Origin of the sequence: Bacillus gaemokensis (assembly GCF_001590835.1) — a bacterium.
In the GTDB taxonomy this organism is placed as follows: Bacteria; Bacillota; Bacilli; order Bacillales; family Bacillaceae_G; genus Bacillus_A; species Bacillus_A gaemokensis.
The window spans coordinates 1-25444 of sequence record NZ_LTAQ01000004.1; the positions used below are offsets into that span (position 1 = coordinate 1).

A 25444-nucleotide genomic window follows, 5' to 3' on the forward strand; every position below is an offset into this window, starting at 1 on the left:
AGGAGCGCATGCCTGTGGTATTGCTGTATCTCCAATTCCTCTAGATGAGAACATGGGGTTAATCACAGTAATCGATAATAAAACAAAAGAGCCTGTTACACTTACTCAAATCAATATGAAGGAAATCGATGCTCAGAACTTCGTAAAGCTTGATATCCTTGGTCTTGATACAGTAGAGACAATCAGTAACACAGTTGATTTAGCAGGGTTAAAATGGGAAGATATCCTTCCAGAGAACATCGATACAGAAGATGAAAAGGTTTGGAACAGCGTTATTGACGATAACATTGGTATCTTCCAGTGGGAGTCAGACTTTGCTCATCAAATCTATAAAGATTTGTTCTCAAACGAAACCATTGCAAAAATCAAAGCGGTGCATCCTAAGTTCTCATACATGGACTTATTCTCACTAGGGAATGCAATCCTTCGTCCTGCAGGCGCTTCGTATCGTGATTCTGTGGTACAAGGTGAGTTCTATGACAATGGTCATGAAGCATTGAATAAATTCCTTGCTCCAACACTAGGGCGACTTGCATATCAAGAGCAAATCATCGACTTCTTAGTTCAGTTCTGTGGCTATAGCGGTGGTGAGGCTGACTTAGTAAGACGTGGTATTGGTAAGAAGGACAAGGCATTGCTAGACACATTGATTCCAGAAATCAAGGCAAGATTCATATCTAGTATGATTAAGAGATATCAGACTCGTAATGTGGTAGCTGAACAAATCTCTGAGCCATTCATTCAAGTAATCTTAGATGCTTCCAACTATGGATTCTCTATCAATCACTCAGATGCTTACTCAGCAATGGGATATGTTATGGCATGGTTACGATACTACTATCCATTAGAGTTCATCACAGCAAACCTAAATGTAAACATTGGTAAGCAAGATAAGACTACTAAGCTAGTAGAGTTTGCGAAGTCAAAAGGTATAGCATTGAATGGTATCAAGTTCAGATACTCTCGTTCTGGATACATGTTTGATAAAGATACAAACTCAATCTACCAAGGTATTGAGCCGATTAAGTACCTCAACTCTGCTATGGCTGATGGGCTATATGAGTTAAGAGACAGAGAGTATGAAAGCTTCATTGACCTGCTTATTGATATCAAGGATGGTACAAGAACTGTAGACTTGGCATCTTTAACAGAAGAAGAAGTTACTGCAGATGATTGGGATGTTTATGCAACAGGTGAAGAGCCTCCAACTATAACAGTACATCATGTAGACTTTGGCAATGCTAAATCAATTGGCTACAAAGAGTTTCTTTTACAAGACTTGTCCAAGGAAGAACTGAAGGAATTGAACAAGTTAGAGAAGCATGGTGGAGTTAGATATGTTGGAACACCAGTAGCAATCAACTCACGTCAAATGCAAATCTTAATAGCACTTAACTTCTTTAGTGAGTTTGGTGGCAATAGAAAACTTCTTAAGATATTTGAATTCTTTGAGAAGACTTATAGCCCTAAACATAAGCTAAAGACTAAGAGAGAGCGTTATACAAAAACATTGCAATTTGAGCAAGATACGATTGATGAAAGCTTATCACTGGTAGAACAGTGTACATCAGAATTAGAGTTCCTTGGTCATATTGAGACAATCAATGCAGAGATGCCTGCGAATATCTTAATCATGACAGAGGTATTGAAGCATAAGACATATACTCGTGCCAAGGCGTACCAGTTCTCAACAGGGGAGACAAGAGAGTTTAAAATGGGTAGCAGAATCTATGCTCAAGTACCATTTGAAGAGCGTGATGTTATCCAGATTGTAAATGCCGATGTCAAACCAAAGAATAAGAAAATCAATGGTCACTGGCAACCATCTCCTACAGAGAAGGAAGTATGGCTCAAGGAAATCACGTTTATCAGAAAGGGAGTAGATAGTAGTGGCGAGTAAAAAGAGACCTGTTATGTTTATCCCATCTAACTTTACAGTTGCAGAGAAAGTTAGAATTAGCTTTGAAGACTGCAATATCAAAATGCACGATGGCATTGAAATGCTATATGCAAACATGTACAAAGACCATTTTGAAGGTGACCTTTACTATAAAGGTTGGGATATCTATACCGAAGATAACCCAGTAGTATTTTTAGACAAAATTGAATCAGTTATTTTACAGGAGGAACGATTAGTATGACAACTAAAACAATTACATTATCAGAGAAGAGATTTGAAGAAATCAAAAAAGGCACAGTATTAAAGTTTGAAAATGACTTGTTTATCGTAGCAGAAATTGAAGGTGCTAAAAACGTAGACCCTGTCAACGATGCTTTATTTAGTCCAAGTTCTATTAGAAGCACACCATATTTCAGACAAGAGCGAGTGGAGGCTAAGTACAACTTAGTAAGCTTTATGAGTGGTTCTCGATTCTATGGTGAAAACACTTCTTTACAAGAACTTATTCGAAAAATCACCAATCGTACTCGTAAGTTTCAAGTAGTAGATAAAATTGAATTTATCGAAGGTTAAACAAATCCATTAAGATATAATATTAAACAAAACCATTGCAAAGGGGATAGTTATGAATACAGCAGACCTGCAGTACAACGGCATTATTAAAGAGATTATAGAGAATGGCAAATGGGATAAGGATGTGAGAGCAAAGTGGGCTGACGGCTCACCTGCTCCCACTAAGTCCATTCTGAATGTATCAATGACATTTGATAATGGTTCAGATATTCCATTAATTACTTCAAAGAGAGTCGCTGTTAAATCAGCACTGGTTGAAATGTTTTGGATTTGGCTTAAGAAGTCCAATGTTGTCCAATATCTTCGTGATATGGGTTCAACGATTTGGGATGAATGGGAGAAGCCAGATGGCACAATCGGACGTGCGTACGGATGGCAATTAGCCAATAAGCGCAGAAAGGTTAAGGCAGATGAACTATTCTTTGAAATGTGGAATAATGGCGAAATATCAAGTGCTATTCCTATCTTTGAAAAAGACGATAAACCATTTACTCATGTAATGCTAGACCAAGTAGACTATCTTCTTTACATCCTTAAGAAGAATCCTTATTCACGAAGAATTAAGACTACTCTATGGTGTGTAGAAGACTTAGATGACATGGCTTTAGAGCCTTGTGTGTATGAAACTCACTGGCAATTATGGGATGATAAGTTACATCTTACAGTCAATATTCGCAGTAATGATATGGCTCTAGGCAATCCATTTAATATCTATCAATATGCAATTCTACATCGAATGATTGCACAAGTAACTGGTTATAAGGTTGGTACAATCCACTTCAATATTGACAATGCTCATATCTATGACAGACACCTTGAAGCGTTAGAAGGGCAATTAGAGATGCCTACATTTGAAGTCCCAGATATCTGGATTAACCCAGAGGTTACAAGCTTCTATAAATTCACTGTAGATGATGTGAAGGTAATAGATTACAAGCATGGTGAGACAATCAGAATGGAGGTAGCTATCTGATGATTAAGATGATAGCTTGTGTAGACAGCAATATGGGAATTGGCAAGGATAATGAACTCCTTGTCCATCTCCCAGAAGACCTAAAGCATTTCAAAGAAACAACTACTGGAAGAGTATGTATCTTTGGTAGAACAACATTTGAATCACTGCCTATCAAGCCACTTCCAAATAGAAAGAACGTTGTACTAACAAGAGACAAGGACTTCTCTCATATAGGATGCAAGACAGTTCACAGCGTTGAAGAAGTAATTCAATTATCAAAGACTACTGATGTGTTTATATGTGGTGGAGCAAATGTATATAAGCAATTTATGCCACATGTTGATGAATTAATTATCTCTCATATGAAAGCTAGTTTTGATGCTGATACATTCTTTCCAGATATAGATAAATCTATATGGGAAGATTACGATTCTGAAAGCATAGTCGATAAAGTAGAATTTGAGATTGTTAAATACCGTAGAAAATCAAATAACCCAGAAAGAGGTAAGTCTATGACAATTACAACAGCAGATATTAAAGGAAAATCAATTAAGGAGTTAGTTATGGAACACGGAGAGAAAGCAGTATTAGAGGCAGTGTCACAGAAGATTCGTGGATTTGAAGTAGTGAAAGATGAGCATCGTAAGAATAAAGGCGTAGAGATTCAAAAGCCAAAAAGAGGAACTAGTCGCAGTGCAGGATATGACTTCTTCTCACCTATAGATGTTACGATTGGGGTCGGAGAACAGAAGATGATTTGGTTAGATGTAAAGGCTTATATGCAGTCGAATGAGGTTCTTTTAATAGATGTTCGTTCTTCTCAAGGTAAACCAAGAATTCGTCTGGCAAATACGATTGGAGTTATCGATTCTGACTACTACGGAAATGTAAAGAACGATGGTAACATTGGTATCATGTTAGAGAATCATGGCTCTCAACCATATGTAATTAAAACTGGCGATAGAATCGCCCAAGGCATCTTCACTGTCTATCTAGTTGCAGATGAAGACGAGTGCATCAACGAGACACGAAAGGGTGGCTACGGCTCTACTAACTAGTATTAACTTCAAAGACTATGTCGAAATGGCATAGTCTTTTTCAATATATTTGTTGACTTATCAAATCTACTGTATTACTATATAAGTGTTACAGTAAATGGATAAAAGAGGGAAGTTATGAAGGTTAAAAGGTGCTAAAAGGATAGCAGTAGAATATGCTTTCATGTTTGATGGCACAAATGCTACACTAAGCAATCTAAGAATGAGCGTTGATGAAGCAATGGATATTATGAGAGATAAGGGGTGTCGTTAATGTACTGGTATGAATACAGATTAAGAGGATTTAGCCTTGGCTGTCAGCCAAAGGACTTTGTAGATGTTAATCATGAGCATGGTAGATTTGGAGCAGTAGCTTACAATCGTGAATTAACAGATGAAGAAGTTGAAAGATATGAGTTGACTAAGATTGAGCCAAAGGAGAACAAGTTGAAGGTTCTTGCAAAAGAGATGGTCTGGGTTAACGATGAACTAGATAAAGAGAACCTTTATGAATGGGATAGAGATGAGTTTAAAAAGAAAGCCGATGAAATTCAAATGAAGGTTATCTCTGGTAATTATAGCATTGATTTATTTATTCAATACATGAATGAGTATCGAAATTTGAGCCTTGGAGAATACAATGAATGGATTAAAAGCTAATAAAACTCAGATTTTAATAACTATTAAGCTAAAGGGCAGGAGATGAAATTATGGGAATTTACTATCATGGAACAACTCTTAAAAATAAAGATAATATCATAAGACAAGGGTTTATAATCGGAGAACTCAAATCATCTCACTCAATCGGAAATGGCATTTACCTCACAGACTTAAAAGATATGGCGTTAAAGTACGGAGAGGATATTGTAACGGTGGAGATAGATGATAGCAAAATTATTGAGTTTGAAAATTATGGTCAGATTCAAAACTATATTTATGAAAAAACAGGGAATATTGAAGTTAAATACTTGAAAAACTGTTTGTTGTCTGACGACAAAATAGGAGTTAAGCATGAAGATATGGTTGTAATATATGATACACACGAGATTAATATCATTGGATAAAATATATAAGGAGGACGACACGGATGTATAAGCTGATTGTAACTTATAATTCACCAAAGCTAGAAAAGGAAGTTGTAGAAGAATTTACCTTTAAAACAAAAGATGAATTTAATGAAGGTTATAAGGATATTGTGATTCAAAATTATAAATTAGGCGTGGAGTATGTGAAATATGATTTTGAGTTCACATTGAAAGTGTGATTGACATAGTGTGGCTATGATGCTACACTATTGATATTACTTAAACAAAACCATTAAAATAGGAGGAGCAAGATGACTACAATTAAAGGTACAGCTAAATTACAAAGAGTAACGTTTTCAAAAGGAGATTTTGTGATTGGAGGATTCAAACCAATCGATGTAGAAGGGGATGTTGAGGTTAATCCCAAGTATGGCACTTTCTCTATGAAAGGCAACATGCCTGCCATGATTGAAGATGCAGAGTATTACTTTGAGGCGGAAGCAGGACAACGTCATCCTCAGTATGGATTAGGATATGATTTAATCTTCATCAGACAGAATGTAAATCTTGATGTAAATAGCCCAGAATCAGTAAAGGAGTTCTTGGAAATTGTCTTAACCAAGAGACAGGTAAATGCCCTGTATGAAGCATTTGACAACCCTATCGAGGTCATTGAAAGAAAGGATGTTCAAGAGCTTACTAAAGCAAAGGGGATTGGTCTTGCTTATGCTAGAAAAATCATTGAGCATTATGAATCACAAAAGGATTACTCACATGCATACATTGAACTAGGAAAGCATGGACTGAAGCCTAAGACAATTAAGAAGATTGTTGACCACTATGGCTCACCAGAACTGGCTGTAGAGAAGATTTCAGAGAATCCATATTCATTAATTGAAATTGATGGCTTTGCATTTAAGAAGTGTGATGAGATATTCATTAATATGGGCGGAGATAAGAACTCTGAGGTTCGAATCAAGGAATTCTTAATATATGTACTGAAAGAAGAGGCTAGTAAAGGTCACACATGGATGACTCCAATGAACCTAATCATTGCAACAAATGAGTATATCCCTACTGTAGACAAGGCTCTTGTTGGAAGAATGATGTTGGCAGACAAAGAAACATTTTACTTTTCAGAGGATAAGGGTAAAATTTCACTTACCGCATTTGTTTTACTTGAGAAATTAGTAGCAGGGCAGTTAGGGAGAATTCTTTCTGCAGAAAACACCTTTGATTACAAGGGTTGGGAAGATGTTGTAGATACGATAGAAGATACTCAAGGATGGAAATTCACAGAGCAACAACGTGATGAAGCCATGGTTATGATGCTTGAGAATAACATCTCTATCCTGCAAGGTTATGGTGGTACTGGTAAAACAACCACTCTAAAAGCAGTAGCTGATGTTCTTGAACAGAAAGGGTACTTGTATGCCCAATGTGCCTTAAGTGGTAAAGCTTCTTCGAATCTAGCGCTGGTAACAGGGAAGGATGGTAGTACAATTCATAGATTGTTAAACTATATCCCATTCAAAGGATTCTACTATAATCAGAACAACCCTTTACCATATGACATCATCATTCTGGACGAGGTCTCCATGGTAGATGCCAAGCTATTTGCTAGTTTACTATTAGCAATTCGCACAGGAGCAAAGCTAATCATGCTAGGGGATAGTCAGCAGTTAGAGTCAATTGGCGTTCCAGTTATGATGCCTATGATTCAATCTGGTGTCATTCCTACAATGACTCTTACACAAATCCACAGACAGGCTCAAAAGTCTGCCGTTGTAACAGACAGTATTGCCATTCGACAAGGTGTACAAGTTGTTAAAGAGCGACTTGGTCGTGTCACTCATGGTGAACTGCAGGATTTAGAGTATGAGTTAGTATTAGATGATGACAAAATCTTCTTAGAAGTAATGAAAGAGTTTCATAAACATATTCAGAATAATGACATCATGGATGTACAAATACTTACTCAACAAAGAGAGAAGGGTAAGACATCTTGTTTACTTCTTAATAAGTCATGTCAGAAGATATATAACCCAGAAGCACAAGGTAAGAAGTATGTTCAGATTGGTAAAGAGGACACTGGATACATTCTGCGTAAAGGCGACAAGGTTATCAATGTTAGAAACAACTATCAAGCTGTAGATGAGAATGATAGAGAGTGTCCTGTATTCAATGGAAACGTTGGTATGCTAATAGACTTTGATATCGATGAGAACGATGATGAGTACATGTTAATAGACTTTGAGGGAATTGGTCTTGTAAAAGTATACGAGGAATTCTACAACTCTATTGAATTAGCATATGCAATCACAGTCCATAAATCACAGGGTTCTTCAAGCAAGATTATTATTGTGGCTCTACCATACCATTACACTCTTAATAGTCGTCAGTTATTCTATACTGCTATTACTCGTACAAGAGAGCATTGTGTTGTTGTGGCAACTAAGAAAACAATCTCTAGTGCAATTTCTAAGGACGTAGTATCGAAGAAACGAACATATCTGGCAGGTTATTTAAAGGAAATGGTAGCCTAAAAATATATTAAACAAAACCATTGCAACGGATTTCTGTTTATGGTATAATAGTTCTTGTTGGTAGATAATTTCTTTTATACCATTAAACAAAACCATTGAAAAAGAGGTGTGAAATGAGAGTAGTTTATGCATCAATGACAGGAAATGTACAGCGCTTTGTAGCTAATCTGGACTTTCCTAAGGCACAGATTGTAAAAGGGCAAGACTTAATAGTAGATGAACCTTTCGTTCTCATTACTTACACAACTGGCTTTGGTCAAGTTCCTGTGGAGGTAAAAGAGTTTCTACAACATAACAGCAAGAATATGGTTGCTGTAGTGGGCAGTGGCAACAGAAATTGGGGCAAGATGTTCTGTAAAGGCGCTGTCGATATAGCAACTAACTATAACATTCCACTACTTCATAAGTTTGAAATAAGTGGATTGCCAGAAGATGTAGAAACAGTCACATCAAAGATAAGAAACATACGAAAGGATGATTGAGTTTTGGCAAGATGGATAGAACTTAATAATGAAGTTACAGTCAAAGATGAAGATGGTCAATTTCAATACCACAAAGATAAGGAAGCTGTTCGCTCATACTTTGTTGACCATATCAACAAGAACATGCAGTATTTCCACGACCTAGAAGAGCAGTTAGAGTATTTAGTGGAGAATGATTACTACGACAAGTCTATTCTTGATAAGTACAAGATGCGACAAATCAGAGAAGTCTATAAGCTTGTATATGGTGAGAAGTTCCGATTCAAATCATTTATGAGTGCATTCAAGTTCTACAATGATTATGCACTGAAAACAAACGATGGTGAGAACATTTTAGAGCGATATGAGGACAGAATTGCTATCACAGCATTGTTCCTAGCAGATGGAGATTACCAGTTAGCTAAGCGAATTGCTAGACAGCTAATTAAACAAAACTATCAACCTGCAACACCTACATTCTTGAATGCAGGACGAAGTAGAGCAGGGCGATTAGTATCATGCTTCCTATTACAAATGCCAGATAGCACAGAAGGTATTATGTATATCACTGAAGCTTGCGCACAGTTATCACGATTTGGTGGTGGCGTAGCAATTAACTTGTCTCTATTACGAGCAGGGGATGAATCAATTAAAGGCATTGACGGAGCATCAACATCAATTGTTGGTATCGCTAAGATTCTAGAAGGCATATTCTCAAAATTCAATCAGCTTGGACAACGAAGTGGTGCAGGGGCTGTTTACTTAAATGTATTCCACAGCGATATCTTAGACCTGTTAAATACGAAGAAAATCAATGCTGACGAGAAAGAACGTTTAAAAACACTATCTATTGGTGTCATTGTTCCTAGTAAGCTATATGAATTAGCTGAAAGAGATGAAGAGTGGTTTAGCTTCTATCCTCATAGTGTTTATAAAGAGTATGGTAAACATTTAGATGACATGAAGATGGATGAAATGTACGATGAGTTACTAAACAATCCTAATGTTCGTAAGAAGCCTATGGGTTCTGCTCGTGCATTCTTTGAAGAAATTGGTCGTACACAAATTGAATCTGGTTATCCATACCTTCTAAATCGTGATGTAGCTAACAAAGTACACATGTTAAAGGATATTGGCGACATCAAAATGTCGAATTTATGTGTGGAAATACTACAATTGCAGACCGAGTCAGACATTCAATCTTACAAGGGTACTGATACATTCGGAAATGATATCTCATGTAACTTAGGTTCTTTAAACATCGTTAATGTAATGGAGAACAAAGATATCAAAGAATCTGTAAAGGTTGCTATGGATGCTTTAACGACAGTTGCTCGTAAGACAGCTATTGATGAAGTCCCTACAGTCAAGAAAGCAAACGATGAGTTCCACAGTGTTGGATTAGGTGCAATGAACCTTCATGGATACTTAGCTAAGAATCATATTCCTTATGAAAGTAAAGAGGCTAGAGACTTTGCAAATGTATTCTTCATGATGATGCGATTCTATGCATTAGAGCGTTCAAATGAGATTGCTATGGAACATGGAGCATTCAAGCACTTTGAGAAGTCAGAGTATGAAAAAGGTACAGCATTGCAAATGTATGTAGATAAATCATTTGCTCCTAAAACAGAAAAAGTTAAAGAGTTATTCAGTGGTATTTATATACCTACACAAGAAGACTGGAAGCGACTAAACGAGTCTATCATGGAACATGGTATCTATTCAGCTTACCAATTAGCAATCGCTCCTACTGGTTCAATCTCATATGTTCAAGGGGCTACACCAAGTGTAATGCCAATCACACAGCGTATTGAGAAAAGAACATATGGTAACTCGACAACTATTTATCCAATGCCATATCTATCTAACCAGACTTACTGGTTCTTGAAAGAGGCTTACAACATGGATATGTTTAAGCTAATCGACCTTATGGCTGTAATTCAGCGCCACGTTGACCAATCAATTTCAACAACTCTATTTGTAGACGGAGAGGAAATCACTGACGGTGACTTGGCTCGTTACTACATTTATGCCCATAAAAAAGGCTTAAAGACACTTTACTACACAAGAACTAAGAAGGCTTCAACTGATGACTTCTGTACGTCTTGTACAGTTTAAAAAGATTAAACAAAATCATTGCAATAATTTAGATGGTATGTTACTATAAGAGAGGGTTGTTTCATTGCTCAACCCTCTTAAACAAAACCATTAAGAGGAGGATATCCATTGAATCATAATAAAAAAGGTCAATCTTATGTCATTGACAGCAGATTTAGATTAACGGAAGCAGAAGGGGTAGTTGAGTATTGTCGAGTACGATTCTTACAGACAGGTAACACTCAAGTAATTCCTCACAAGATTGTAGAAACAGGTGAGTTTGAAGACTTGTCACTTGTAAAAGTATTGAAGGCAGAACTTTCTCAAGAAGAATCAGACACTTTTAGAGAACTTTTAAAGGATGCACCAATGATAACTCTACCGATTATAGAGAAGTCAAATGCTCAAGTTATTGGCTCATCTACAACGCATATAGAACCTGTTACTACTACACTAGTGCATAAAGGTGAACCTTCAAAACCTGTGACATTAGAACTGAAAACTGATAACCTTTCAAACTCTGTAACATTAGTTGACAATGTTATTAAGCCAAAAGAGTTCGTTGCTATTGCTACAAGCCCAAAGGGTAAAGAGATTAAAGTAACAGACCTTGAAGCCTTCTGCAAAGTGAATAAGCTTGATTTAGAAGCTGTACAATCAGTTCTTGAAGGCAAACAGAAGACACATCGTAAATGGAGGTTCACTCAAGCATGACAATGACACCACGAATTCATCGAGCAGTAAACTGGAATAAGCAAATTGATGGTTATACACTGGCGTTCTGGAATCAAAATATACAGCAGATGTGGACAGATACAGAATTTGTACCATCAAAAGACCGCAACGATTGGAACAAGTTGGCGCCTAAAGTACAGGATGCTTATAAGTTTGTACTATCTGGATTAACAACATTAGATACGAAGCAATATGAAACAGGTATCCCTGCTATCAAGGCTCATATCCCAGACTTACAACGTAGAGCAGTGCTTTCATTTATGGAGTTTATGGAATCCATGCATGCGAAAAGTTATAGTACAATCTTTACAACACTGCTTCCAGAAACAGAAGTTGATTATCTATTGGATGTATGGGTAGAAGAGAATCCTTATCTACAGTATAAAGCAGAACATATCTCTTATTACTATGAGAACATCACTGACAATAAGAGCCTATATCTTGCTCTAGTAGCATCTGTATTCTTAGAAAGCTTCTTATTCTACAGTGGATTCTTCTTACCACTATGGTTAGCAGGGCAAGGTAAAATGGTTGCTTCTGGTGAGATTATCAACAAAATCATCCAAGATGAATCAATCCATGGGGTATACATTGGATTACTTGCTCAAGAAGCATATGAAGCATTAACACCTCAAGAGAAAGAAGAAGCTGACTACGAAGCTGATATGCTTTTAGAAGAACTTATGGAAAATGAGTTCAAGTATACAGAAAGCATTTATACTGAGATTGGTCTTGCTCATGAGGTTAAAGCCTTCTTGCACTATAATGCAAACAAAGCATTAATGAACTTAGGCAAGTCACCTAAATACGAAGATAAGAAGATTAACCCTATCGTATTAAATGGCTTGAATACTGAATCTGGAACACACGATTTCTTCTCTACAAAAGGTAGTGGTTATCAGAAGGCGAAACACCGCCCATTAACAGATGATGACTTTGCATTCCCTTGGTTAGATGAAGAGGACGACATTTAAAACTAAACAAACAGAATGGAGAATACGATGAAATTAATTAAATTTGAACAATCAGACTGCACACCTTGTAAGATGTTAAAAGAGTTTATGGAAGGATTAGGAGTTGAGGCTGACAAAGTAGTTAACCTTACAACTGCTACAGAAATGGAAGACTTCATGTTGGCAAGTAAGCATGGTATTGAGAAGACTCCAGTTCTTCTAATTGAAGACGACAATGGTAAAGAGATTGCTCGCTATAAAGGTGTAGGTCAAACTGGAGTTAAAGCAATCCTTGTTCAACGTGGCTTAATATAAAACAAAACCATTAAAATAGGGGAGCTTATCTCCCCTTGTACATAACAAACAAGGAGGATTACCAATCATGGCAAGAAGAACAATTCGACAAAACGTAGAGTCAATTTTAAGCAGGAATGAACGTGCAAGAGGGGATGACAAAGCCCTATTAGTAGCTTATTGGAAAGAAATCGATGGCATTAACTTCAATAACTTTGAAGCAGAGTTTGTCCAAAAGGGAACTATGGCAGAGTCTATTCGTAGACAACGTCAATTAATTCAAGAGGATGGTCGCTTCTTGCCAAGTGAGGAAATCATCGAGAAGCGCAAGGGAAGAGAGTTTGCCATGAGAGCATCCATTCTTCATAAAAGAGAAGCAATCTAAAGGAGGATTTACATTGATTAAATTAATGAAGTGTAGATGCATAGAGGGTATCCGTGTAAGAAAGAATGGCACTTTTACCTTTGGCAAGGCTTATTGGGGAAGAGTTGCAAAAGATGGAAGTGTAATGATGTTAAGCGATGAGAAGCAGTGGATTAGAGTATTTGAGCCTAAGATGAATACAGCTTTCCAACCTGTTCTTAACTTTAGACTTCTATACAATAAGTTCCCAAAGAACAAAAAAGAACTAAAAGAATTAATCAGAAACTAAAACATACAAATCAGGAGGCAATTTATTATGACAAACAGAACAGTTAAGGTATTAGATTCAATTAAGGTAAAGTTATTCACTCACACAGATTTAGATGGTATTGGTTGTGAAGTAGTAGGTCGTTTAGCATTTAAGCAAATTGATGTAGAGCATTGTGACTATCATAACGTAGATGACAAGGTTAAGAACTTCTTAACAACTGGTGAGCATAAACGTTACGATATGGTTATTATCACTGATATCTCAGTTAAAGAGCCAGTTGCAGATATGATTCAATCTACAATTGCTGAGAAGGTTGTTCTTCTAGACCATCATGAGACAGCTAAATGGATGAATCACAAGTATGAGTGGGCTAACGTTAGAGTAGAGGGTCGTAAAGGCAAGGATTCTGGAACAAACCTATTATTCGAACATCTATCAATGCACTATGGTATGTTCCGCAATGAGAAGTATTACGATGCTCTATCAATCTTCGTTGAAAAGGTTCGTAGATACGATTGTTGGGAATGGAAGACAGCCTACAATGACACAGATGCATTGTTATTAAACAATCTGTTGTATCTAATTGGTAGAAAGTCATTTGCAAATAAGTTCTATAATAAGTTCATGTACTCATCTCGATTTGTTTACATGAGTGGTGATTGGACTGAGATGTTCGATAGTGCTGATAAAGCTGTTCTTGAAGTGGATAGAGAGAAAGCTAAAGCATACTTCGATAAGAAAGAGAAGCAAATGTTTACTGCTAATCTATTAGGACATAAAGTAGGGGTAGTATTCGCAGAGCAATATATCTCTGAATTAGGCAACATCTTAAATGAGCGACATAAGGACTTAGACCTTATTGCAATCGTTGATATGGGTAGTAAGAAGGTCTCTTACAGAACAATTCACGACCATGTAAATGTATCTGCACTAGCTAAGACATTTGGTGGAGGCGGTCATGTAAAAGCCTCTGGTAGCGAGTTTGAAGTATCTCTTCAGAAACATATGTTTAAGTTAATCTTCGGCATTGGAGCGCTTTCAAAAGTTCGAAAATTGGTTGACATGTTCACTAAATAATGGTATCATTTAGAGTGAGGTAGGAATCTTTTTACTTCACTCTAAAACAAAACCATTGAAATTTTGAGTGAGGAGGATGATGTGTAAATAACAAAAGGAGAATGAAGATGAACGTAACTAAAGAATGGACAACTACAGAGTTGATGGAGTTTTTAAACACATACAATAGAGTTCTTAAAACAAACCCACAGAATGCAATGCGATTGAAGTCACTGTATGTGAGCGCATTTGATGAGTTATCTAAACGTAGCAAGCTTTTAGCTATGCTGTACTAAGGAGTGGGTTACTGATTATGAAATTTATTGTTATGACTATTATAGGAATGCTGTTATTTATATCAAGTTGGTGTGTTAGAGACTAAGGAGGGCTAAAGATGAAAGTAGCGATTTGTGAGGCGAAGAGTAATTATACGATTGAAGCAGGTGATTTAATTATTGCAAAGCATATCAAAGGACATATTCTAAACTATTTAGTTATCAAGGAGAGAGATGAGTTAATGCCTAAGTATAGACTTCTAAATGTAGACTCATCTTTTATAATGGCTACCTTTTCTTCTGGGAGAACGAGTGACGTTGTAACATATGTTACTAAGAGTCTTAAATGCGAAATCTTGAGTGTCATTCCTGCAAGCAAACTACAATTAGGATTAAAGTGACAACTAATAAAAGTTAAGTTTTAATAACTATTACAGAAGGGTAGGAGTATGACGATGGGGAGTCCAATAGACGATATGCTTGCTAAGCAAAGAGAGATTGATGAAAAGCTATCTCCAAGCAAATATGAAATGCGTTATATTACTGACTATGCAAGAGTGATTTATGACAAGGCTCAACTTGTAAACAATGCTTCTGAAATGGCTCACCAAGGATTGATTGATTTTGAACTTGCTCAAAAAATCATGGATACGCAAAAGGAAAACATTAAAAGTGATATTAAGTATCTGCAAATTTACTTAGGAATTGACGAAAAGGATAATTAAACAAATCCATTAAAAGGAGGTGATACGTTGAAACTACAAGACCTTAATAAAGTATTTGAAGAGGCTAGAAAGGTTAATGCAAGTTACGCTGGAATAATAGTATTGCCAACAGAAGAGGCTATTATCTTCAGTAGCAAAGTATTCGATTACAAACAAGAATACATTAATGACGTTTACAATGAAAACCTGCAATTAAAGCATGCTAAGCATGTTCAGATTGTTGATTGTGCTTATGGTAAGACTTATCACGATATTCAAGTTAAATTGAAACGATAGGAGATGCCTATGAGAAAGAGAAGAATGAAAGCACGAAAGAGAGATTTTATCCTAGGAATGTTCGAAGGAGTATGGGACTTCTTATTCATAGTGATATTTGGGTGGTGGATGGGTTGAAAACAGAATTTACTAGAGAAGAGTTAACATCTATGTTCAATGCTCTTATTAAACAAAGCGCTTCAAATATGGCGGTTGACAAGAACTTAGAGAGCGCTACTAAGAAAGTAATGAATCTAATAACAATTATGGATTCAACAAAATAAGAAAGGATGGGTAGTTCGTGAGTCGATTCTTAATCAACTATGATGAATTACCCATTTCAGTAAATAACTATATTAAACCGAGTGCAAGTGTTATAGGCGGTAAGGCAATCGTGCATATGTACGAAACAAGAGAGAGCAAGGATTGGAAAAAGAGATTCCAAGCTTATTTAAAGCGAGAAGTAGTTAAGCAGAAATGGGATAAGGATTCAACATCAAAAGGACATTGGTATCTAGACTGCGTATTCTATCAAGCTAGAACCAATCAAGATAATAATAACTATTATAAAATTCTATGTGATGCTCTTAGTGGCATTGCAATAGAAGATGACAAGAATATCTTGGTTCGAACACAACGAATATTCTACGATTCGAAACAGCCAAAATTCGTTGCTGTATTGAGGCAAGTTGACTATAGAGGCGTATGGAAAGATGAGGAACACTATTCTAAATTCTTTGCAGATAACTGTATGCAATGTAAGAAGAATCATGAGAAGTGTACGATTCTAAAGAAGGCAAAGGAAGGTCGTATACAGACTGAATTGAAACAAGAGAATATGTTCCAGACTTGTGAGAAAAGGAAGGTATAGTTCGTCTATAGCTTCCTTTTTATTATTTACTTATTTACTGTAACACTGTATAATGGTTACATAAGACTTATACCATACACGGAGGATATATATGAAGAAAAAGATACTGATAGGGATTTTAATTGTAATCGCTGTCATAGGGGTTACCCTTGGGTTCTTAGTGAACAAAGCAAGCAATATGAAGAATGAATTTACAAGCTTTAGAGAAGAGTTGGATAAGGACTTCTTTCCATTAATAGAGGATACTCATACGTACTTTGAAATTGTAATCAAAAAAGGCGAGTCTCATGGATTGGAGAGTTGGTATATTACAGGGGATGGAATGACTGAAAACCTCAAATACAATACGAGAATAAAAGAGATAAGAGATAAAATTATAAACAAAGATATTGAGAATAAAGATGCACTTGAATTGAAGAAGAATGTTCTAAACACACTGTCCTTAACAGAGTCAGCTTTAAAGGATGTAAACACCTTCTACAAAAATGAAAACTCTCATTTATTATGGGATAAATTAAACGAAGATTTGGATAAGTTAACCAAGAACATAGATGAACAGAACAAGATATTAGGAAAATATTACAAATAGAAGTTAGTAAAGGAGCAAGTCATGATAACTGAACACAAAATAAACATTGAACTAACAGAAGAAGTATATGAGACTTGTTCCCATGCGATACAGACTAAGATGTGTTACAACAATGTGTTCAATGTCATGGGTTATTTCATGGATAAGTTTAGAAGTGGTGAGTGGAAAGTAGCATATGGTTATTACACTGTAATTGAAAACATCATGGCAAGACATGCTTTCATTGTGGTGACTGAAACTGGAGATGCTATTGACCCAACTGCTCCAACACTGTCATCTGGATATGAAGATAGGAAGTATATCTCATTTGCATTACTAGATGTAGATGAGTATCTAGACCTTATAGGAAAAGAAGATAGAGAGCCTGCGCTTTACATGTCTCTAAGAGAGAAAGACAAGGAAGCACAAGAATGGGGTAGAGGACAAAACCTATTCATGTGTTCTTAATATAAAAATAAAAAGAAGAGGAGTCATTAAGACTTCTCTTTTTTGGCATTCGTACAATCGAAGTTTCCGCATCGATTGTACCCAATAGATTGTGTGTTTAGTGACACCGATTACCAGTATCTCTGATAAGGATTGTAACATTTAACTATTACCAATGTAAATATGTTTTTCATATTTGTGAACTTTTTTCAATCGTTATAGAAAATGCGTTCACAATTAATGTGATTTTAGTCACACATCATTGACAACATTTTCCATCACATCTCAAAAGACAAGAATACTTTTCATAAAGAGACATGATACTTGAAGCATTCAAGCTCAACAACATTTATAAAAATCCATTTCATCTCATAATTATGAGTAATGTTAAGTAATTGAGATGGGATTTTCTTACATTTTACAACTGCCGATAATAAAGCTTATGTAAACTAATTAAAAGTAAGTTCTAAAACAAAGTAAAAGCCTCCTGCGTTAACAGGAGACTGTTTTTATAATATGCATATTCTATTAATTGTTCAATTATCTAACTATCCCTAACCTTGCGCAACCAGAGCGTCCTCTGGTGAATCGATTCCCAAACATTATATCATTTATGAGAGGAGTATACAATCCCCTTTTTACTGTATTAATCTTCCAGTGGTGGAGTGTGATATTTCTTGCAATGTTCAGAATAGACATGTTACAATTAGCATATAATAAAAAGAACTCGATGCGCTAACATCGAGCCTTCTTACAACTAATCATAGCAGAGTGGTTAGTTCATCTAATAATTATTTGGAATCAGAAGAAGAACCATCGGCTTGGTCGGCAGAGTGGTTCTTTTTCTTTTCCTGTTTTTCTAGGAACTTCACTGTGATGAATTGTGTCACACCTCTAGTTATTCCTTCGATAATCCAGTTAAAGAAATCCATATAGGTCACCTCCCTTCTCTTAAATTACAAGAAAAGGTAGATAATCCTTCCACCCTGCCAAAAGTTGTTAATTAATTATACCATAATATACTAAGACGTACTAGATATTCCAAGACATTTAAGCGTATGGTACAATAGTAACGATTCGTCATTTAGATTTAGTTCTACACAAGAGCATCCTTTTGAGTCAAGGATGCTCTTGAATTTACATAATATTCAGAAATATCTTGAAAAATAAAACTCCTCCTCTTCATATCTAAATTCTATTATATAATTGAAGAAAAACATATATGGATGAGGAGGATACTATGAACGTTTCAGTCAAAGGGAATGAACAGATTACTAATTTGTTAAACGACTGGTATGTAGAAATTCGTTCAAGGAATATTAACAGTGCTCACCGCTTAAAGTTAGAAATCGACAAAAAGATTGATGATGTAGAAAATGACCAGTATCTACTATTATATTACTCTTTATTAGATTTTAGATATCAATATGTAATTGACAACCTAGGTGTCTCTGAAAATAGCTTTGATAAAATTGAATCCTTTGAAATTCCTACAGATAGCTTTCTATCCTATTATTATCATTTCTTTAAAGCAATTCATGCTAGTGGAATTGGCAACTACATGATTGCGAGAGAGCATTTTGATAAGGCTGAGTTACTTTTAGAAACTATACCAGATGAAGTAGAAAAAGCTGAGTTTTATTATAAATTAGGAGCGTTTCATTTTGACATCTGCGAATCTCTTCAATCATTTAAGTACACAACTAAAGCGAAAGAGATGTTCTTACAACAAGGAAACTATGAGCGTAATATTGGTTTCTGCGAGAATCTTTTAGGAATGTCATGCGTTAGATTGAATGAATGGGCGTTGGCAGAGGAACATCTTGTTAAAGCAATGGATATATTCCAGAAGCTTAAAGAGGATACGTATATCTTGATGGTTCGCCACAACCTAGGATTTATGTATTCAAGTCAAAACCTTTCGGAATTAGCTATTAGATATTTGTCTGAGGTAACAAGTCAAAATCCTAGACATATTAAAGCCCTGTACCTTGAATCCAAAGAACGCTACAAATTAAATGAATTAAACATTGCAGAAGAACTTGCCAATAAAGGGCATAGTATTTGTTGTGAATTAGGAAACATAGAGTATAGACATCATTTCTCTATTCTCAGAAATCTTATTAAAGATACATCTGCAGAAGAGTTAGAGACTGTAGTTTTGGAAGGAGTTTCTTATTTCAAAGACGAAGAATTATATGATTATATCCAAGAAAACCAAGAATATTTAGCTACTAAGTTTTACAAGGAAGATAATCACCTTAAAGCAAGCAAATACTTCTACCTAAGTTCACAGGCACGGCACAAGTCTAAGGAAAGGGAGGCTTTAAAATGAAGAAAATAGCATTAGGCTTAATGGGCATTCTAACAGTTTTAACTATCACAGTTAGCGCTTATAGCTCAACAGATGGCACTCAGAACATAACTACTGTTATGAGAATGGAACACGGAGACCATGGCGGTTGATAGCCCTAAAGCCACTCTTAATACTAAGAGTGGCTTTATTTGTCTCGTGTCGTAAATTTTCAGAGGTCTATTTGGAAGATATATACTTTAGGAGATCATACAATTGGTTAGGAGTCATATCGATTCCATAAGAACCACCTTTGATACATAACTCTTCTAGAACTCCTGCTTCTTCCAGAACAGCAAAGACCAGTTCAGAGCATATATAGTTATTAGGATTATTAAATCTATTCTTCCCTTTCAATCTCAATAACTTGCTAATCATGTACCAGATGATTTGCATGTAATCATACTTCTTACCTACCATCTTTGAACCCATAGCAACTACCTTGCTTCTCTCTTCCTTATTGAGACCTAAGTCAATTACTTCTATTATATTAAACTGAGTCTTATCAAATGGAACGATAGCTACTCTTGTATCAAAGTCAGCTTCTAAAATATGAGTTCCAGACATAGCAATTGCCACATGACTGAATGTTCCCTTGTCAAATAATCTAACAGCTTTTGATATAAAGCTTTTACCTTGTAAAAATACTACGTCACCTTGTTTCACTTGGATATCTCCCTTCTATACAAATAAATGGAGAGGCGCATTCACCTCTCCATTTCAATGGTTTCGTTTTATTATTTGCGCTTACGATACTTTAGCAATAGCATGAATTCAGTTGTACATAGGCTTAATGCAATCGTATTTGTAATCATAAATGCTCCTGCTGTGTGTAGCACGAACCACATATAGATAGCATAAGATTCCATGAACGCTACTCCAAGGCAGATAGAACCTAAGTACATGACACTGAAATCATCTACTGATTTTGTTTTAATGAATTTAATGATTTGAGGAATATATCCAAAACTTAGGATTAGTCCTCCGATTAGCTGTAAAATGTTGAATAGTTCTGTCAAATTAATTCTCCTCTGCTATATCATGATGAATGGGTATGAGCATGGCTTTAGCCACACTCATATAAGTTTATTTCTTATTACTTTACAGTTACGAACTCTGGGTTAGCAGTGATGTAGAAGTATGCACATTTGTACATCTTAGAACCATTAACAGTTAACTCTTCAAGGATTGTAAATGCATCACCTTGTTTAACAATCTTCTCTTTAGCGTTCCAGTCTGGAGCAGAGTATACCCATAATTCTGGTGTAGTTACCACAACTAATCGACCTACATTGCTAAGCTGTCTACGAGCAAAACGAAGGAATGAAGAGTCATTCTTAACCCAAGAGTTACCTAGGTTCAGCCAACCATCTTGCTCTGCCCACACTACATAAGAATCTGGTTTATTTAGTTGACGAATGATTTCGCCACTTGTGCTTGGAGTCTTGCGAAGGTTAACACCAGTTCCAGTGATATAAGCAATACCTAATCCTTGAGTTCCTGCATCACCATTGTCTACTGGAGGAGTTACCGTTCCGCCACCTACTGTTCCACCGCCAGAAGTTCCACCGCTGTAGTTAACTCCCAAGTAAGCGCAAATAGCTTTTGTGTAAGCCTTAGCTAGTAATCGCAACACTTCATCCTTACGAATGTGAGTCATATCTGTTGCATTATCAATGAATCCATTCTCTGTTAATACCGCAGGCATTCCAGTTTCACGAAGTACAGCATAGTTAGCTGTTTTAATTCCTCGGTCTTTGAATCCTAGAGGTTTTAACACTTTCATACCTTCAGCATGAACTAAATCTTGTAATCGATTTGTACTTGCATCGTTACGGTTGTATACGAATGTCTCGTAACCTGTACCGCCACCAGAGTTCAAGTGATTTGAAATAAACACTTTCGCTCCATGAGCATCAGCTTTATCAGCACGAGCAGATAATTCTACGAAGAAGTCTGAATTACGAATTAAAAGTGTTGAAACACCATTTGCTCGTAGTTCTTCGTCCATCATTAGAGTAAGTTTTAATGCACGTTCTTTTTCTAGCAATCCATTACCAACTGCACCAGAATCTTTGCCACCATGTCCTGCATCTAAAGCTACTAAATTGTTTGTCATAAAATCTCCTTCTCTTGCCTTCTGGCAAGCTTTTATTTTTATATATATAATGGAAGAAACTCGATTGGAGAACCCTCATTAATATCAATCATTGCAATGGTTTTGTTTAATGTTATTTTGTATAAGTGATGCGTAGTTTTGGGGCTAAGCTTCCATCCCACATACCACTAAATATTCCATAGTATTCTCCTGCTCCACTATTAGCAAAGACAGAGACACCTTTGTAATATCCATCTCTTATACCTGCTCCTAATGAGTTAGGTAGTGTAATCCATTGGGACTGTCCACGAGATGTAAACTTCTGTGTTTTAGCCCCATACTCAGAATGACTAAATAAGTCTGGTTCATTTGCGTGATTATGATAGCCGACATACAGCGTACCGCCTGCGTAATAATACCAGTGTTCATTATGAAGGAATAACTCTACTCTATCGATTCTAGCACCTTGAAGTTCATCTTTGATTCTAGAACCATTATCGAATCCAATTAAAGACCTCATAATTCCCCAAGGTTCATAAACATATCGACCTTGGCAAATCTTATCGGCACGATAGTCAGTTCTTCGTGTGCCTGCTTCACGATAAGTTTGAGTGAATGAACAGTCCCAAGTCTTAGATTGCTGTTGATTACTTATATTATTCCATCCTTGACCATTGGATGTCTTAACATCTGCGTTAATCCAACTCGAACCATTGTATTTTTTTACACTGGCATCTATCCAGTTAGAACCATTCCATTTCTTTACTTTTCCCATCTAATGCCCCTTCCTACACTTGAATCCAAACATCCCCAACGGAAGCACCAGAAGGAGCATCTGAACGAATGTGAAGTCTCTTTCCTTGGATTTTGATTTGATTAAAGAAGTGAACAGAAGATTCATTTCTATCGGTTGCAAAGAAGAATCTATCATTGTGCCAGTCATATAGTCCCATTTGTCTTGTATTGTTATTCATATAAAAGCCCATACCTCTGTCGTTATCATCCGCTCTAAACTTAAGGTCAGTCTCTTTTGTTTTACTATTGAACTCCATTCCATGTTCAGAAGTGATTACTCCATCGTATCGAACTTTCATATCTCCATAGTATTGTGAGCGCATAACCAAGCTACCACTCTCGTTAACGAATACACGACCAATTTCACCATTTCCACCTTCTGCGAATACAAGGTCTCCAGAGTTCATAGAACCTGCAGGCGCACGAAGGATAATATCTTTACCTTGTGTCATGATAAGATTTTCTTTAAAGTTAGGTTCTACATCGACTCTAGCAAATGAACTAGCTTGAAGTCCATCTAATTTATCAGCATCTAATCCACTTTCTGCACCAACGTTTCCTGTGTGCCATACTGAATGGTTATATTCTCCATCATTAAAAATCAGCATCTTCTTTGTGTTGGTGTGGATAATTGTTTTTGCCTTTGTGTCACCAAGAACAACATCATTGCTTGTAGTAACTTTACCAATGTTCAAGTCAGTTCCACCAGTATTTTTACCAAAGAATGACTTGTTGTTTGCTACAGAAACACTACCTGTTAATGAGCCACCAGACAACTTAAGATAAGAACTATCATGATTATGACTAGTCATATCTGATTTAAGCTTAGCGATATCTGCATCATTAGAAGTTACTTGAGTCTGAAGACCATCTACTTCTGTTTGAACCTCATTCACTGCATTTACAATGCTAGTTTTTACAGTAGTTTTTAAGCTTGTCAATGAACCAACATTCTTGTTGATATCAGCAATTGCATCATTTGTTGCTTTGCCGCCTGCACTCCATGTACCAATTGTAGAACCTACGATTGCCCTTTGATGAGTATCGTTTCCTGTGTGGTCATAGAAAGTTTGTAGAACAACTGTGTCAACAGTATCTACTTTCATAAGATATACTGTCGTAGCTACCATACCAGATGGAGCATTTGTACATCCTTTAACACGATATAAGCCATTGTCTTTAATCGTGTTTAGATTAATACCTTGTAACAGTTTACCTTTAAGGAACATTTCATCAAAATCTGATACGATGCCACTAGCACCCATGATTTTAACTTGTCCTGCTTGCGTTTCATAGTGGAAAGTATCATAGTCTGTTCCATTATGAAAATTTGCTCTTGTTTTCTTGATTGCCAAGGCAAAGTCATCTCCTTTTGTTTAGTCTTCTATTCTATTTCAAATACAACATGAATTTCTTGTTGCAATTCCTCATCCCATAACTGTTCAATAGAACTTACGATTCTATCCTCTACAGTGTCATAGATATGGAACATATCTCTATTAGTAGAAGAGATTACTCCTTGAACAATCTTTTGAGACTTTGTATTAGAAATATCTTGAACGATTACGATATCATTTTTCCCGATGTAAGAAGATAAGTTCTGAGGTATAATACAATCAGAATTACTTCCATTAATCTCGACAATCGCTTGAAGACCATTGACCTCTATTACTATTCCAGTAAATGACTTTGTGAAGTTTATATTTTTTAGCCTCTCGCCTGCTAATATCTGAATAGATTCTATAAGACTTTGTTGAACATCATTCATGTAGTTTCACCAATTTTACACTGAACAAACTTATGTGTATTGTCATTGTATAAATCCTGTACAACTACAATGTCTCCAACCTTAATCTGTGTATGCATATGTTCAAGTAGCTTGCACTCTGTGTCACTACCATAAACTTCTACAGTACAATCAAATCCATTCACTTTCTTAACCTTCCCAACATGGGAGGAGGTGTAAGAGGTCTTGCTGAGTTTCTCACCAACAATAATGTCGATGGCTTCAAGTAAGCTGTCTTGAACACTCTTCTTCATCCTCTACACCGCCTTAGTCAAGTAACTCAATCCATAATAAGCCTTGTTGTGGCGTTGTTGGAGCAGTTGCACTAACAATGGTCTTATCAAATAAGAACCAGTATGTTGCATTTGTTGGCGCTGTTCCTGCAGTAGTATCCTTTGCACAATAGAATATATTCCCATTGTAACTAACTGCATCTCCCATTACATATGCTGTTGTTGCACCGTATAACCCTCTATAATGGGTATTTAATCCAACGTCACCCTTATCTCCTTTTGTGGAGATTTTCTGCCAGTTTGCCGTGTTAGTAGGTACAATGCCTTTTGCATCTTTTGTACAAAGATAAAGGTCTCCATTGTACGTTACCATGTTTTGAAACTTGTACTGCGTTGAAGTGTTATAAACTCCCTTATGAACGAAGTCGTTGACATAAGTTGCCCATAAAGCTTGCTTAGCTTCAATGAACTCCATTACTTCTTGCGTAAAGAATGTCTCTACATTTACTAGAGCATCAGCAAATTTATTCCAAGTTTCTGGTGTGATGATATAGTTTCCTAATGAAATCACTAGGTTATTCAATTCTGTTTGCTCTGTAGCATTCAGAGTAGGCTTCATCTTCAACTCTTGGAATCGTTTTGCTTGTGCAACTTTACTTGGAGGTAAATCAAAGAGTTCAACGAAACTATCGATTTGCTCTGGGAATGTGCTTCGATTTGCCAAAGCTACCCTTCCTTTCTCATTGCAATGGTTTTGTTTAATATCTC

The 25444-nt window shown here is 36.3% G+C and carries 35 protein-coding genes and 2 pseudogenes; 28 read left to right on the forward strand and 9 right to left on the reverse strand.

The window, feature by feature from the left end:
• From AZF08_RS31150 to AZF08_RS07365, 26 genes and pseudogenes are all read left to right on the forward strand, one after another.
• Window positions 1-1900, forward strand: a pseudogene (locus AZF08_RS31150) (PHP domain-containing protein); the annotation flags it as partial.
• Complete coding sequence (locus AZF08_RS07265; RefSeq protein ID WP_033675004.1) at window positions 1890-2141, forward strand: hypothetical protein; 252 nt, start codon at window positions 1890-1892, stop codon at window positions 2139-2141. The pseudogene AZF08_RS31150 and the gene AZF08_RS07265, both read left to right, overlap by 11 nt.
• Window positions 2138-2473, forward strand: coding sequence for a hypothetical protein (locus AZF08_RS07270; protein WP_033675005.1), 336 nt, complete (start codon window positions 2138-2140; stop codon window positions 2471-2473). The genes AZF08_RS07265 and AZF08_RS07270 overlap by 4 nt, the downstream gene beginning before the upstream one ends.
• A gap of 52 nt (window positions 2474-2525) precedes the next feature.
• Window positions 2526-3446, forward strand: a complete 921-nt coding sequence (gene thyA, locus AZF08_RS07275; protein WP_033675006.1) for a thymidylate synthase — start codon at window positions 2526-2528, stop codon at window positions 3444-3446.
• An 8-nt stretch (window positions 3447-3454) separates the two neighbouring features.
• A pseudogene (locus AZF08_RS31965) lies at window positions 3455-3898 on the forward strand (dihydrofolate reductase); the annotation flags it as partial.
• 93 nt (window positions 3899-3991) lie between these two features.
• Window positions 3992-4486, forward strand: coding sequence for a dCTP deaminase/dUTPase family protein (locus AZF08_RS31970; protein ID WP_051725783.1), 495 nt, complete (start codon window positions 3992-3994; stop codon window positions 4484-4486).
• A gap of 252 nt (window positions 4487-4738) precedes the next feature.
• Entirely contained in the window at window positions 4739-5125 is a 387-nt protein-coding gene (locus AZF08_RS31160) for a defense against restriction DarA-related protein (protein WP_235190051.1), read from the forward strand.
• A 50-nt stretch (window positions 5126-5175) separates the two neighbouring features.
• Complete coding sequence (locus tag AZF08_RS07290) at window positions 5176-5529, forward strand: hypothetical protein (protein ID WP_033675007.1); 354 nt, start codon at window positions 5176-5178, stop codon at window positions 5527-5529.
• A 23-nt stretch (window positions 5530-5552) separates the two neighbouring features.
• Window positions 5553-5729 (forward strand): hypothetical protein, encoded by a 177-nt coding sequence (locus AZF08_RS30705; RefSeq protein WP_167332920.1) that lies wholly within the window; start codon window positions 5553-5555, stop codon window positions 5727-5729.
• Between the two features lie 72 nt (window positions 5730-5801).
• Entirely contained in the window at window positions 5802-8036 is a 2235-nt protein-coding gene (locus tag AZF08_RS07295) for an AAA family ATPase (RefSeq protein ID WP_033675009.1), read from the forward strand.
• A gap of 113 nt (window positions 8037-8149) precedes the next feature.
• Window positions 8150-8518, forward strand: a complete 369-nt coding sequence (nrdI, locus tag AZF08_RS07300) for a class Ib ribonucleoside-diphosphate reductase assembly flavoprotein NrdI (protein WP_033675010.1) — start codon at window positions 8150-8152, stop codon at window positions 8516-8518.
• A gap of 3 nt (window positions 8519-8521) precedes the next feature.
• Complete coding sequence (gene nrdE / locus AZF08_RS07305) at window positions 8522-10618, forward strand: class 1b ribonucleoside-diphosphate reductase subunit alpha (RefSeq protein WP_033675012.1); 2097 nt, start codon at window positions 8522-8524, stop codon at window positions 10616-10618.
• 108 nt (window positions 10619-10726) lie between these two features.
• On the forward strand, window positions 10727-11311 hold the full coding sequence (locus tag AZF08_RS07310) for a hypothetical protein (protein ID WP_033675013.1): 585 nt from the start codon (window positions 10727-10729) through the stop codon (window positions 11309-11311).
• 2 nt (window positions 11312-11313) lie between these two features.
• Entirely contained in the window at window positions 11314-12306 is a 993-nt protein-coding gene (nrdF, locus tag AZF08_RS07315) for a class 1b ribonucleoside-diphosphate reductase subunit beta (protein WP_082246078.1), read from the forward strand.
• A 15-nt stretch (window positions 12307-12321) separates the two neighbouring features.
• Window positions 12322-12600 (forward strand): thioredoxin family protein, encoded by a 279-nt coding sequence (locus tag AZF08_RS07320; RefSeq protein ID WP_235190052.1) that lies wholly within the window; start codon window positions 12322-12324, stop codon window positions 12598-12600.
• A 67-nt stretch (window positions 12601-12667) separates the two neighbouring features.
• The gene (locus AZF08_RS07325) at window positions 12668-12964 is read left to right on the forward strand and encodes a hypothetical protein (protein ID WP_033675015.1); all 297 of its coding nucleotides are present in this window, start codon (window positions 12668-12670) and stop codon (window positions 12962-12964) included.
• A gap of 13 nt (window positions 12965-12977) precedes the next feature.
• On the forward strand, window positions 12978-13232 hold the full coding sequence (locus tag AZF08_RS07330; protein ID WP_033675016.1) for a hypothetical protein: 255 nt from the start codon (window positions 12978-12980) through the stop codon (window positions 13230-13232).
• A gap of 27 nt (window positions 13233-13259) precedes the next feature.
• Window positions 13260-14291: a DHH family phosphoesterase gene (locus AZF08_RS07335; protein WP_051725777.1), complete on the forward strand. Its 1032-nt coding sequence runs from the start codon at window positions 13260-13262 to the stop codon at window positions 14289-14291.
• A 107-nt stretch (window positions 14292-14398) separates the two neighbouring features.
• Complete coding sequence (locus AZF08_RS30400) at window positions 14399-14566, forward strand: hypothetical protein (RefSeq protein ID WP_156029108.1); 168 nt, start codon at window positions 14399-14401, stop codon at window positions 14564-14566.
• A 98-nt stretch (window positions 14567-14664) separates the two neighbouring features.
• Complete coding sequence (locus AZF08_RS07340) at window positions 14665-14946, forward strand: hypothetical protein (RefSeq protein WP_033675017.1); 282 nt, start codon at window positions 14665-14667, stop codon at window positions 14944-14946.
• A 54-nt stretch (window positions 14947-15000) separates the two neighbouring features.
• Window positions 15001-15270, forward strand: coding sequence for a hypothetical protein (locus AZF08_RS07345; protein WP_033675018.1), 270 nt, complete (start codon window positions 15001-15003; stop codon window positions 15268-15270).
• Window positions 15271-15297: 27 nt separating this feature from the next.
• Window positions 15298-15546 (forward strand): hypothetical protein, encoded by a 249-nt coding sequence (locus AZF08_RS07350; protein ID WP_033675019.1) that lies wholly within the window; start codon window positions 15298-15300, stop codon window positions 15544-15546.
• Between the two features lie 71 nt (window positions 15547-15617).
• Window positions 15618-15809, forward strand: coding sequence for a hypothetical protein (locus tag AZF08_RS30405; protein WP_235604052.1), 192 nt, complete (start codon window positions 15618-15620; stop codon window positions 15807-15809).
• Between the two features lie 17 nt (window positions 15810-15826).
• Window positions 15827-16396, forward strand: coding sequence for a RusA family crossover junction endodeoxyribonuclease (locus AZF08_RS07355; protein ID WP_235190053.1), 570 nt, complete (start codon window positions 15827-15829; stop codon window positions 16394-16396).
• Window positions 16397-16487: 91 nt separating this feature from the next.
• Window positions 16488-16985 (forward strand): hypothetical protein, encoded by a 498-nt coding sequence (locus AZF08_RS07360; protein ID WP_033675020.1) that lies wholly within the window; start codon window positions 16488-16490, stop codon window positions 16983-16985.
• A gap of 21 nt (window positions 16986-17006) precedes the next feature.
• Entirely contained in the window at window positions 17007-17432 is a 426-nt protein-coding gene (locus AZF08_RS07365; protein WP_033675021.1) for a hypothetical protein, read from the forward strand.
• 770 nt (window positions 17433-18202) lie between these two features.
• Here the strand turns inward: AZF08_RS07365 and AZF08_RS30410 are convergent.
• Window positions 18203-18343: a hypothetical protein gene (locus AZF08_RS30410; protein WP_156029114.1), complete on the reverse strand. Its 141-nt coding sequence runs from the start codon at window positions 18341-18343 to the stop codon at window positions 18203-18205.
• 308 nt (window positions 18344-18651) lie between these two features.
• On the opposite strand from AZF08_RS30410, the gene AZF08_RS07370 reads away from it, so the two are divergent.
• Together AZF08_RS07370 and AZF08_RS31730 are read left to right on the forward strand one after the other, a co-directional pair.
• Window positions 18652-19746, forward strand: a complete 1095-nt coding sequence (locus AZF08_RS07370; protein ID WP_033675022.1) for a response regulator aspartate phosphatase — start codon at window positions 18652-18654, stop codon at window positions 19744-19746.
• Complete coding sequence (locus tag AZF08_RS31730; RefSeq protein WP_265182906.1) at window positions 19743-19877, forward strand: hypothetical protein; 135 nt, start codon at window positions 19743-19745, stop codon at window positions 19875-19877. Before AZF08_RS07370 ends, AZF08_RS31730 begins: the two co-directional genes overlap by 4 nt.
• A 67-nt stretch (window positions 19878-19944) precedes the next feature.
• Here AZF08_RS31730 and AZF08_RS07375 read toward each other — a convergent pair whose 3' ends face one another.
• The 8 genes from AZF08_RS07375 to AZF08_RS07410 all read right to left on the reverse strand — a co-directional run bounded on the left by AZF08_RS07375 (window position 19945) and on the right by AZF08_RS07410 (window position 25400).
• On the reverse strand, window positions 19945-20430 hold the full coding sequence (locus AZF08_RS07375) for a YiiX/YebB-like N1pC/P60 family cysteine hydrolase (protein ID WP_033675023.1): 486 nt from the start codon (window positions 20428-20430) through the stop codon (window positions 19945-19947).
• A gap of 71 nt (window positions 20431-20501) precedes the next feature.
• A complete protein-coding gene (locus AZF08_RS07380; RefSeq protein WP_033675024.1) occupies window positions 20502-20783 on the reverse strand; it encodes a PQ-loop domain-containing transporter in 282 nt (93 codons plus the stop codon).
• A gap of 77 nt (window positions 20784-20860) precedes the next feature.
• Window positions 20861-21883, reverse strand: a complete 1023-nt coding sequence (locus AZF08_RS28475; RefSeq protein WP_051725778.1) for an N-acetylmuramoyl-L-alanine amidase — start codon at window positions 21881-21883, stop codon at window positions 20861-20863.
• A 112-nt stretch (window positions 21884-21995) separates the two neighbouring features.
• Entirely contained in the window at window positions 21996-22637 is a 642-nt protein-coding gene (locus tag AZF08_RS07390) for a hypothetical protein (RefSeq protein ID WP_033675025.1), read from the reverse strand.
• Window positions 22638-22650: 13 nt separating this feature from the next.
• The gene (locus AZF08_RS07395; protein ID WP_033675026.1) at window positions 22651-24012 is read right to left on the reverse strand and encodes a pyocin knob domain-containing protein; all 1362 of its coding nucleotides are present in this window, start codon (window positions 24010-24012) and stop codon (window positions 22651-22653) included.
• Window positions 24013-24041: 29 nt separating this feature from the next.
• A complete protein-coding gene (locus AZF08_RS07400; RefSeq protein WP_033675027.1) occupies window positions 24042-24425 on the reverse strand; it encodes a hypothetical protein in 384 nt (127 codons plus the stop codon).
• On the reverse strand, window positions 24422-24697 hold the full coding sequence (locus tag AZF08_RS07405) for a hypothetical protein (protein WP_033675028.1): 276 nt from the start codon (window positions 24695-24697) through the stop codon (window positions 24422-24424). Before AZF08_RS07405 ends, AZF08_RS07400 begins: the two co-directional genes overlap by 4 nt.
• Window positions 24698-24710: 13 nt before the next feature.
• On the reverse strand, window positions 24711-25400 hold the full coding sequence (locus AZF08_RS07410) for a hypothetical protein (protein ID WP_033675029.1): 690 nt from the start codon (window positions 25398-25400) through the stop codon (window positions 24711-24713).
• Window positions 25401-25444 lie beyond the last annotated feature (44 nt).

Bases quoted from the DNA above. Each gene is read 5' to 3' on its own strand.
- AZF08_RS07405 (WP_033675028.1), bottom strand. From the start codon at position 24,697: ATGAAGAAGAGTGTTCAAGACAGCTTACTTGAAGCCATCGACATTATT.
- AZF08_RS31160 (WP_235190051.1), top strand. From the start codon at position 4,739: ATGTACTGGTATGAATACAGATTAAGAGGATTTAGCCTTGGCTGTCAG.
- AZF08_RS07335 (WP_051725777.1), top strand. From the start codon at position 13,260: ATGACAAACAGAACAGTTAAGGTATTAGATTCAATTAAGGTAAAGTTA.
- AZF08_RS07365 (WP_033675021.1), top strand. From the start codon at position 17,007: ATGATAACTGAACACAAAATAAACATTGAACTAACAGAAGAAGTATAT.
- AZF08_RS07320 (WP_235190052.1), top strand. From the start codon at position 12,322: ATGGAGAATACGATGAAATTAATTAAATTTGAACAATCAGACTGCACA.
- AZF08_RS30705 (WP_167332920.1), top strand. From the start codon at position 5,553: ATGTATAAGCTGATTGTAACTTATAATTCACCAAAGCTAGAAAAGGAA.
- AZF08_RS31970 (WP_051725783.1), top strand. From the start codon at position 3,992: ATGGAACACGGAGAGAAAGCAGTATTAGAGGCAGTGTCACAGAAGATT.
- AZF08_RS07325 (WP_033675015.1), top strand. From the start codon at position 12,668: ATGGCAAGAAGAACAATTCGACAAAACGTAGAGTCAATTTTAAGCAGG.
- AZF08_RS07390 (WP_033675025.1), bottom strand. From the start codon at position 22,637: ATGGGAAAAGTAAAGAAATGGAATGGTTCTAACTGGATAGATGCCAGT.
- AZF08_RS30405 (WP_235604052.1), top strand. From the start codon at position 15,618: ATGGGACTTCTTATTCATAGTGATATTTGGGTGGTGGATGGGTTGAAA.
- AZF08_RS07340 (WP_033675017.1), top strand. From the start codon at position 14,665: ATGAAAGTAGCGATTTGTGAGGCGAAGAGTAATTATACGATTGAAGCA.
- AZF08_RS30410 (WP_156029114.1), bottom strand. From the start codon at position 18,343: ATGGATTTCTTTAACTGGATTATCGAAGGAATAACTAGAGGTGTGACA.
- AZF08_RS31730 (WP_265182906.1), top strand. From the start codon at position 19,743: ATGAAGAAAATAGCATTAGGCTTAATGGGCATTCTAACAGTTTTAACT.
- nrdF (WP_082246078.1), top strand. From the start codon at position 11,314: ATGACACCACGAATTCATCGAGCAGTAAACTGGAATAAGCAAATTGAT.
- AZF08_RS07295 (WP_033675009.1), top strand. From the start codon at position 5,802: ATGACTACAATTAAAGGTACAGCTAAATTACAAAGAGTAACGTTTTCA.
- AZF08_RS07360 (WP_033675020.1), top strand. From the start codon at position 16,488: ATGAAGAAAAAGATACTGATAGGGATTTTAATTGTAATCGCTGTCATA.
- AZF08_RS07290 (WP_033675007.1), top strand. From the start codon at position 5,176: ATGGGAATTTACTATCATGGAACAACTCTTAAAAATAAAGATAATATC.
- AZF08_RS30400 (WP_156029108.1), top strand. From the start codon at position 14,399: ATGAACGTAACTAAAGAATGGACAACTACAGAGTTGATGGAGTTTTTA.
- AZF08_RS07345 (WP_033675018.1), top strand. From the start codon at position 15,001: ATGGGGAGTCCAATAGACGATATGCTTGCTAAGCAAAGAGAGATTGAT.
- AZF08_RS07400 (WP_033675027.1), bottom strand. From the start codon at position 24,425: ATGAATGATGTTCAACAAAGTCTTATAGAATCTATTCAGATATTAGCA.
- AZF08_RS07370 (WP_033675022.1), top strand. From the start codon at position 18,652: ATGAACGTTTCAGTCAAAGGGAATGAACAGATTACTAATTTGTTAAAC.
- nrdI (WP_033675010.1), top strand. From the start codon at position 8,150: ATGAGAGTAGTTTATGCATCAATGACAGGAAATGTACAGCGCTTTGTA.
- thyA (WP_033675006.1), top strand. From the start codon at position 2,526: ATGAATACAGCAGACCTGCAGTACAACGGCATTATTAAAGAGATTATA.
- AZF08_RS28475 (WP_051725778.1), bottom strand. From the start codon at position 21,883: ATGACAAACAATTTAGTAGCTTTAGATGCAGGACATGGTGGCAAAGAT.
- AZF08_RS07270 (WP_033675005.1), top strand. From the start codon at position 2,138: ATGACAACTAAAACAATTACATTATCAGAGAAGAGATTTGAAGAAATC.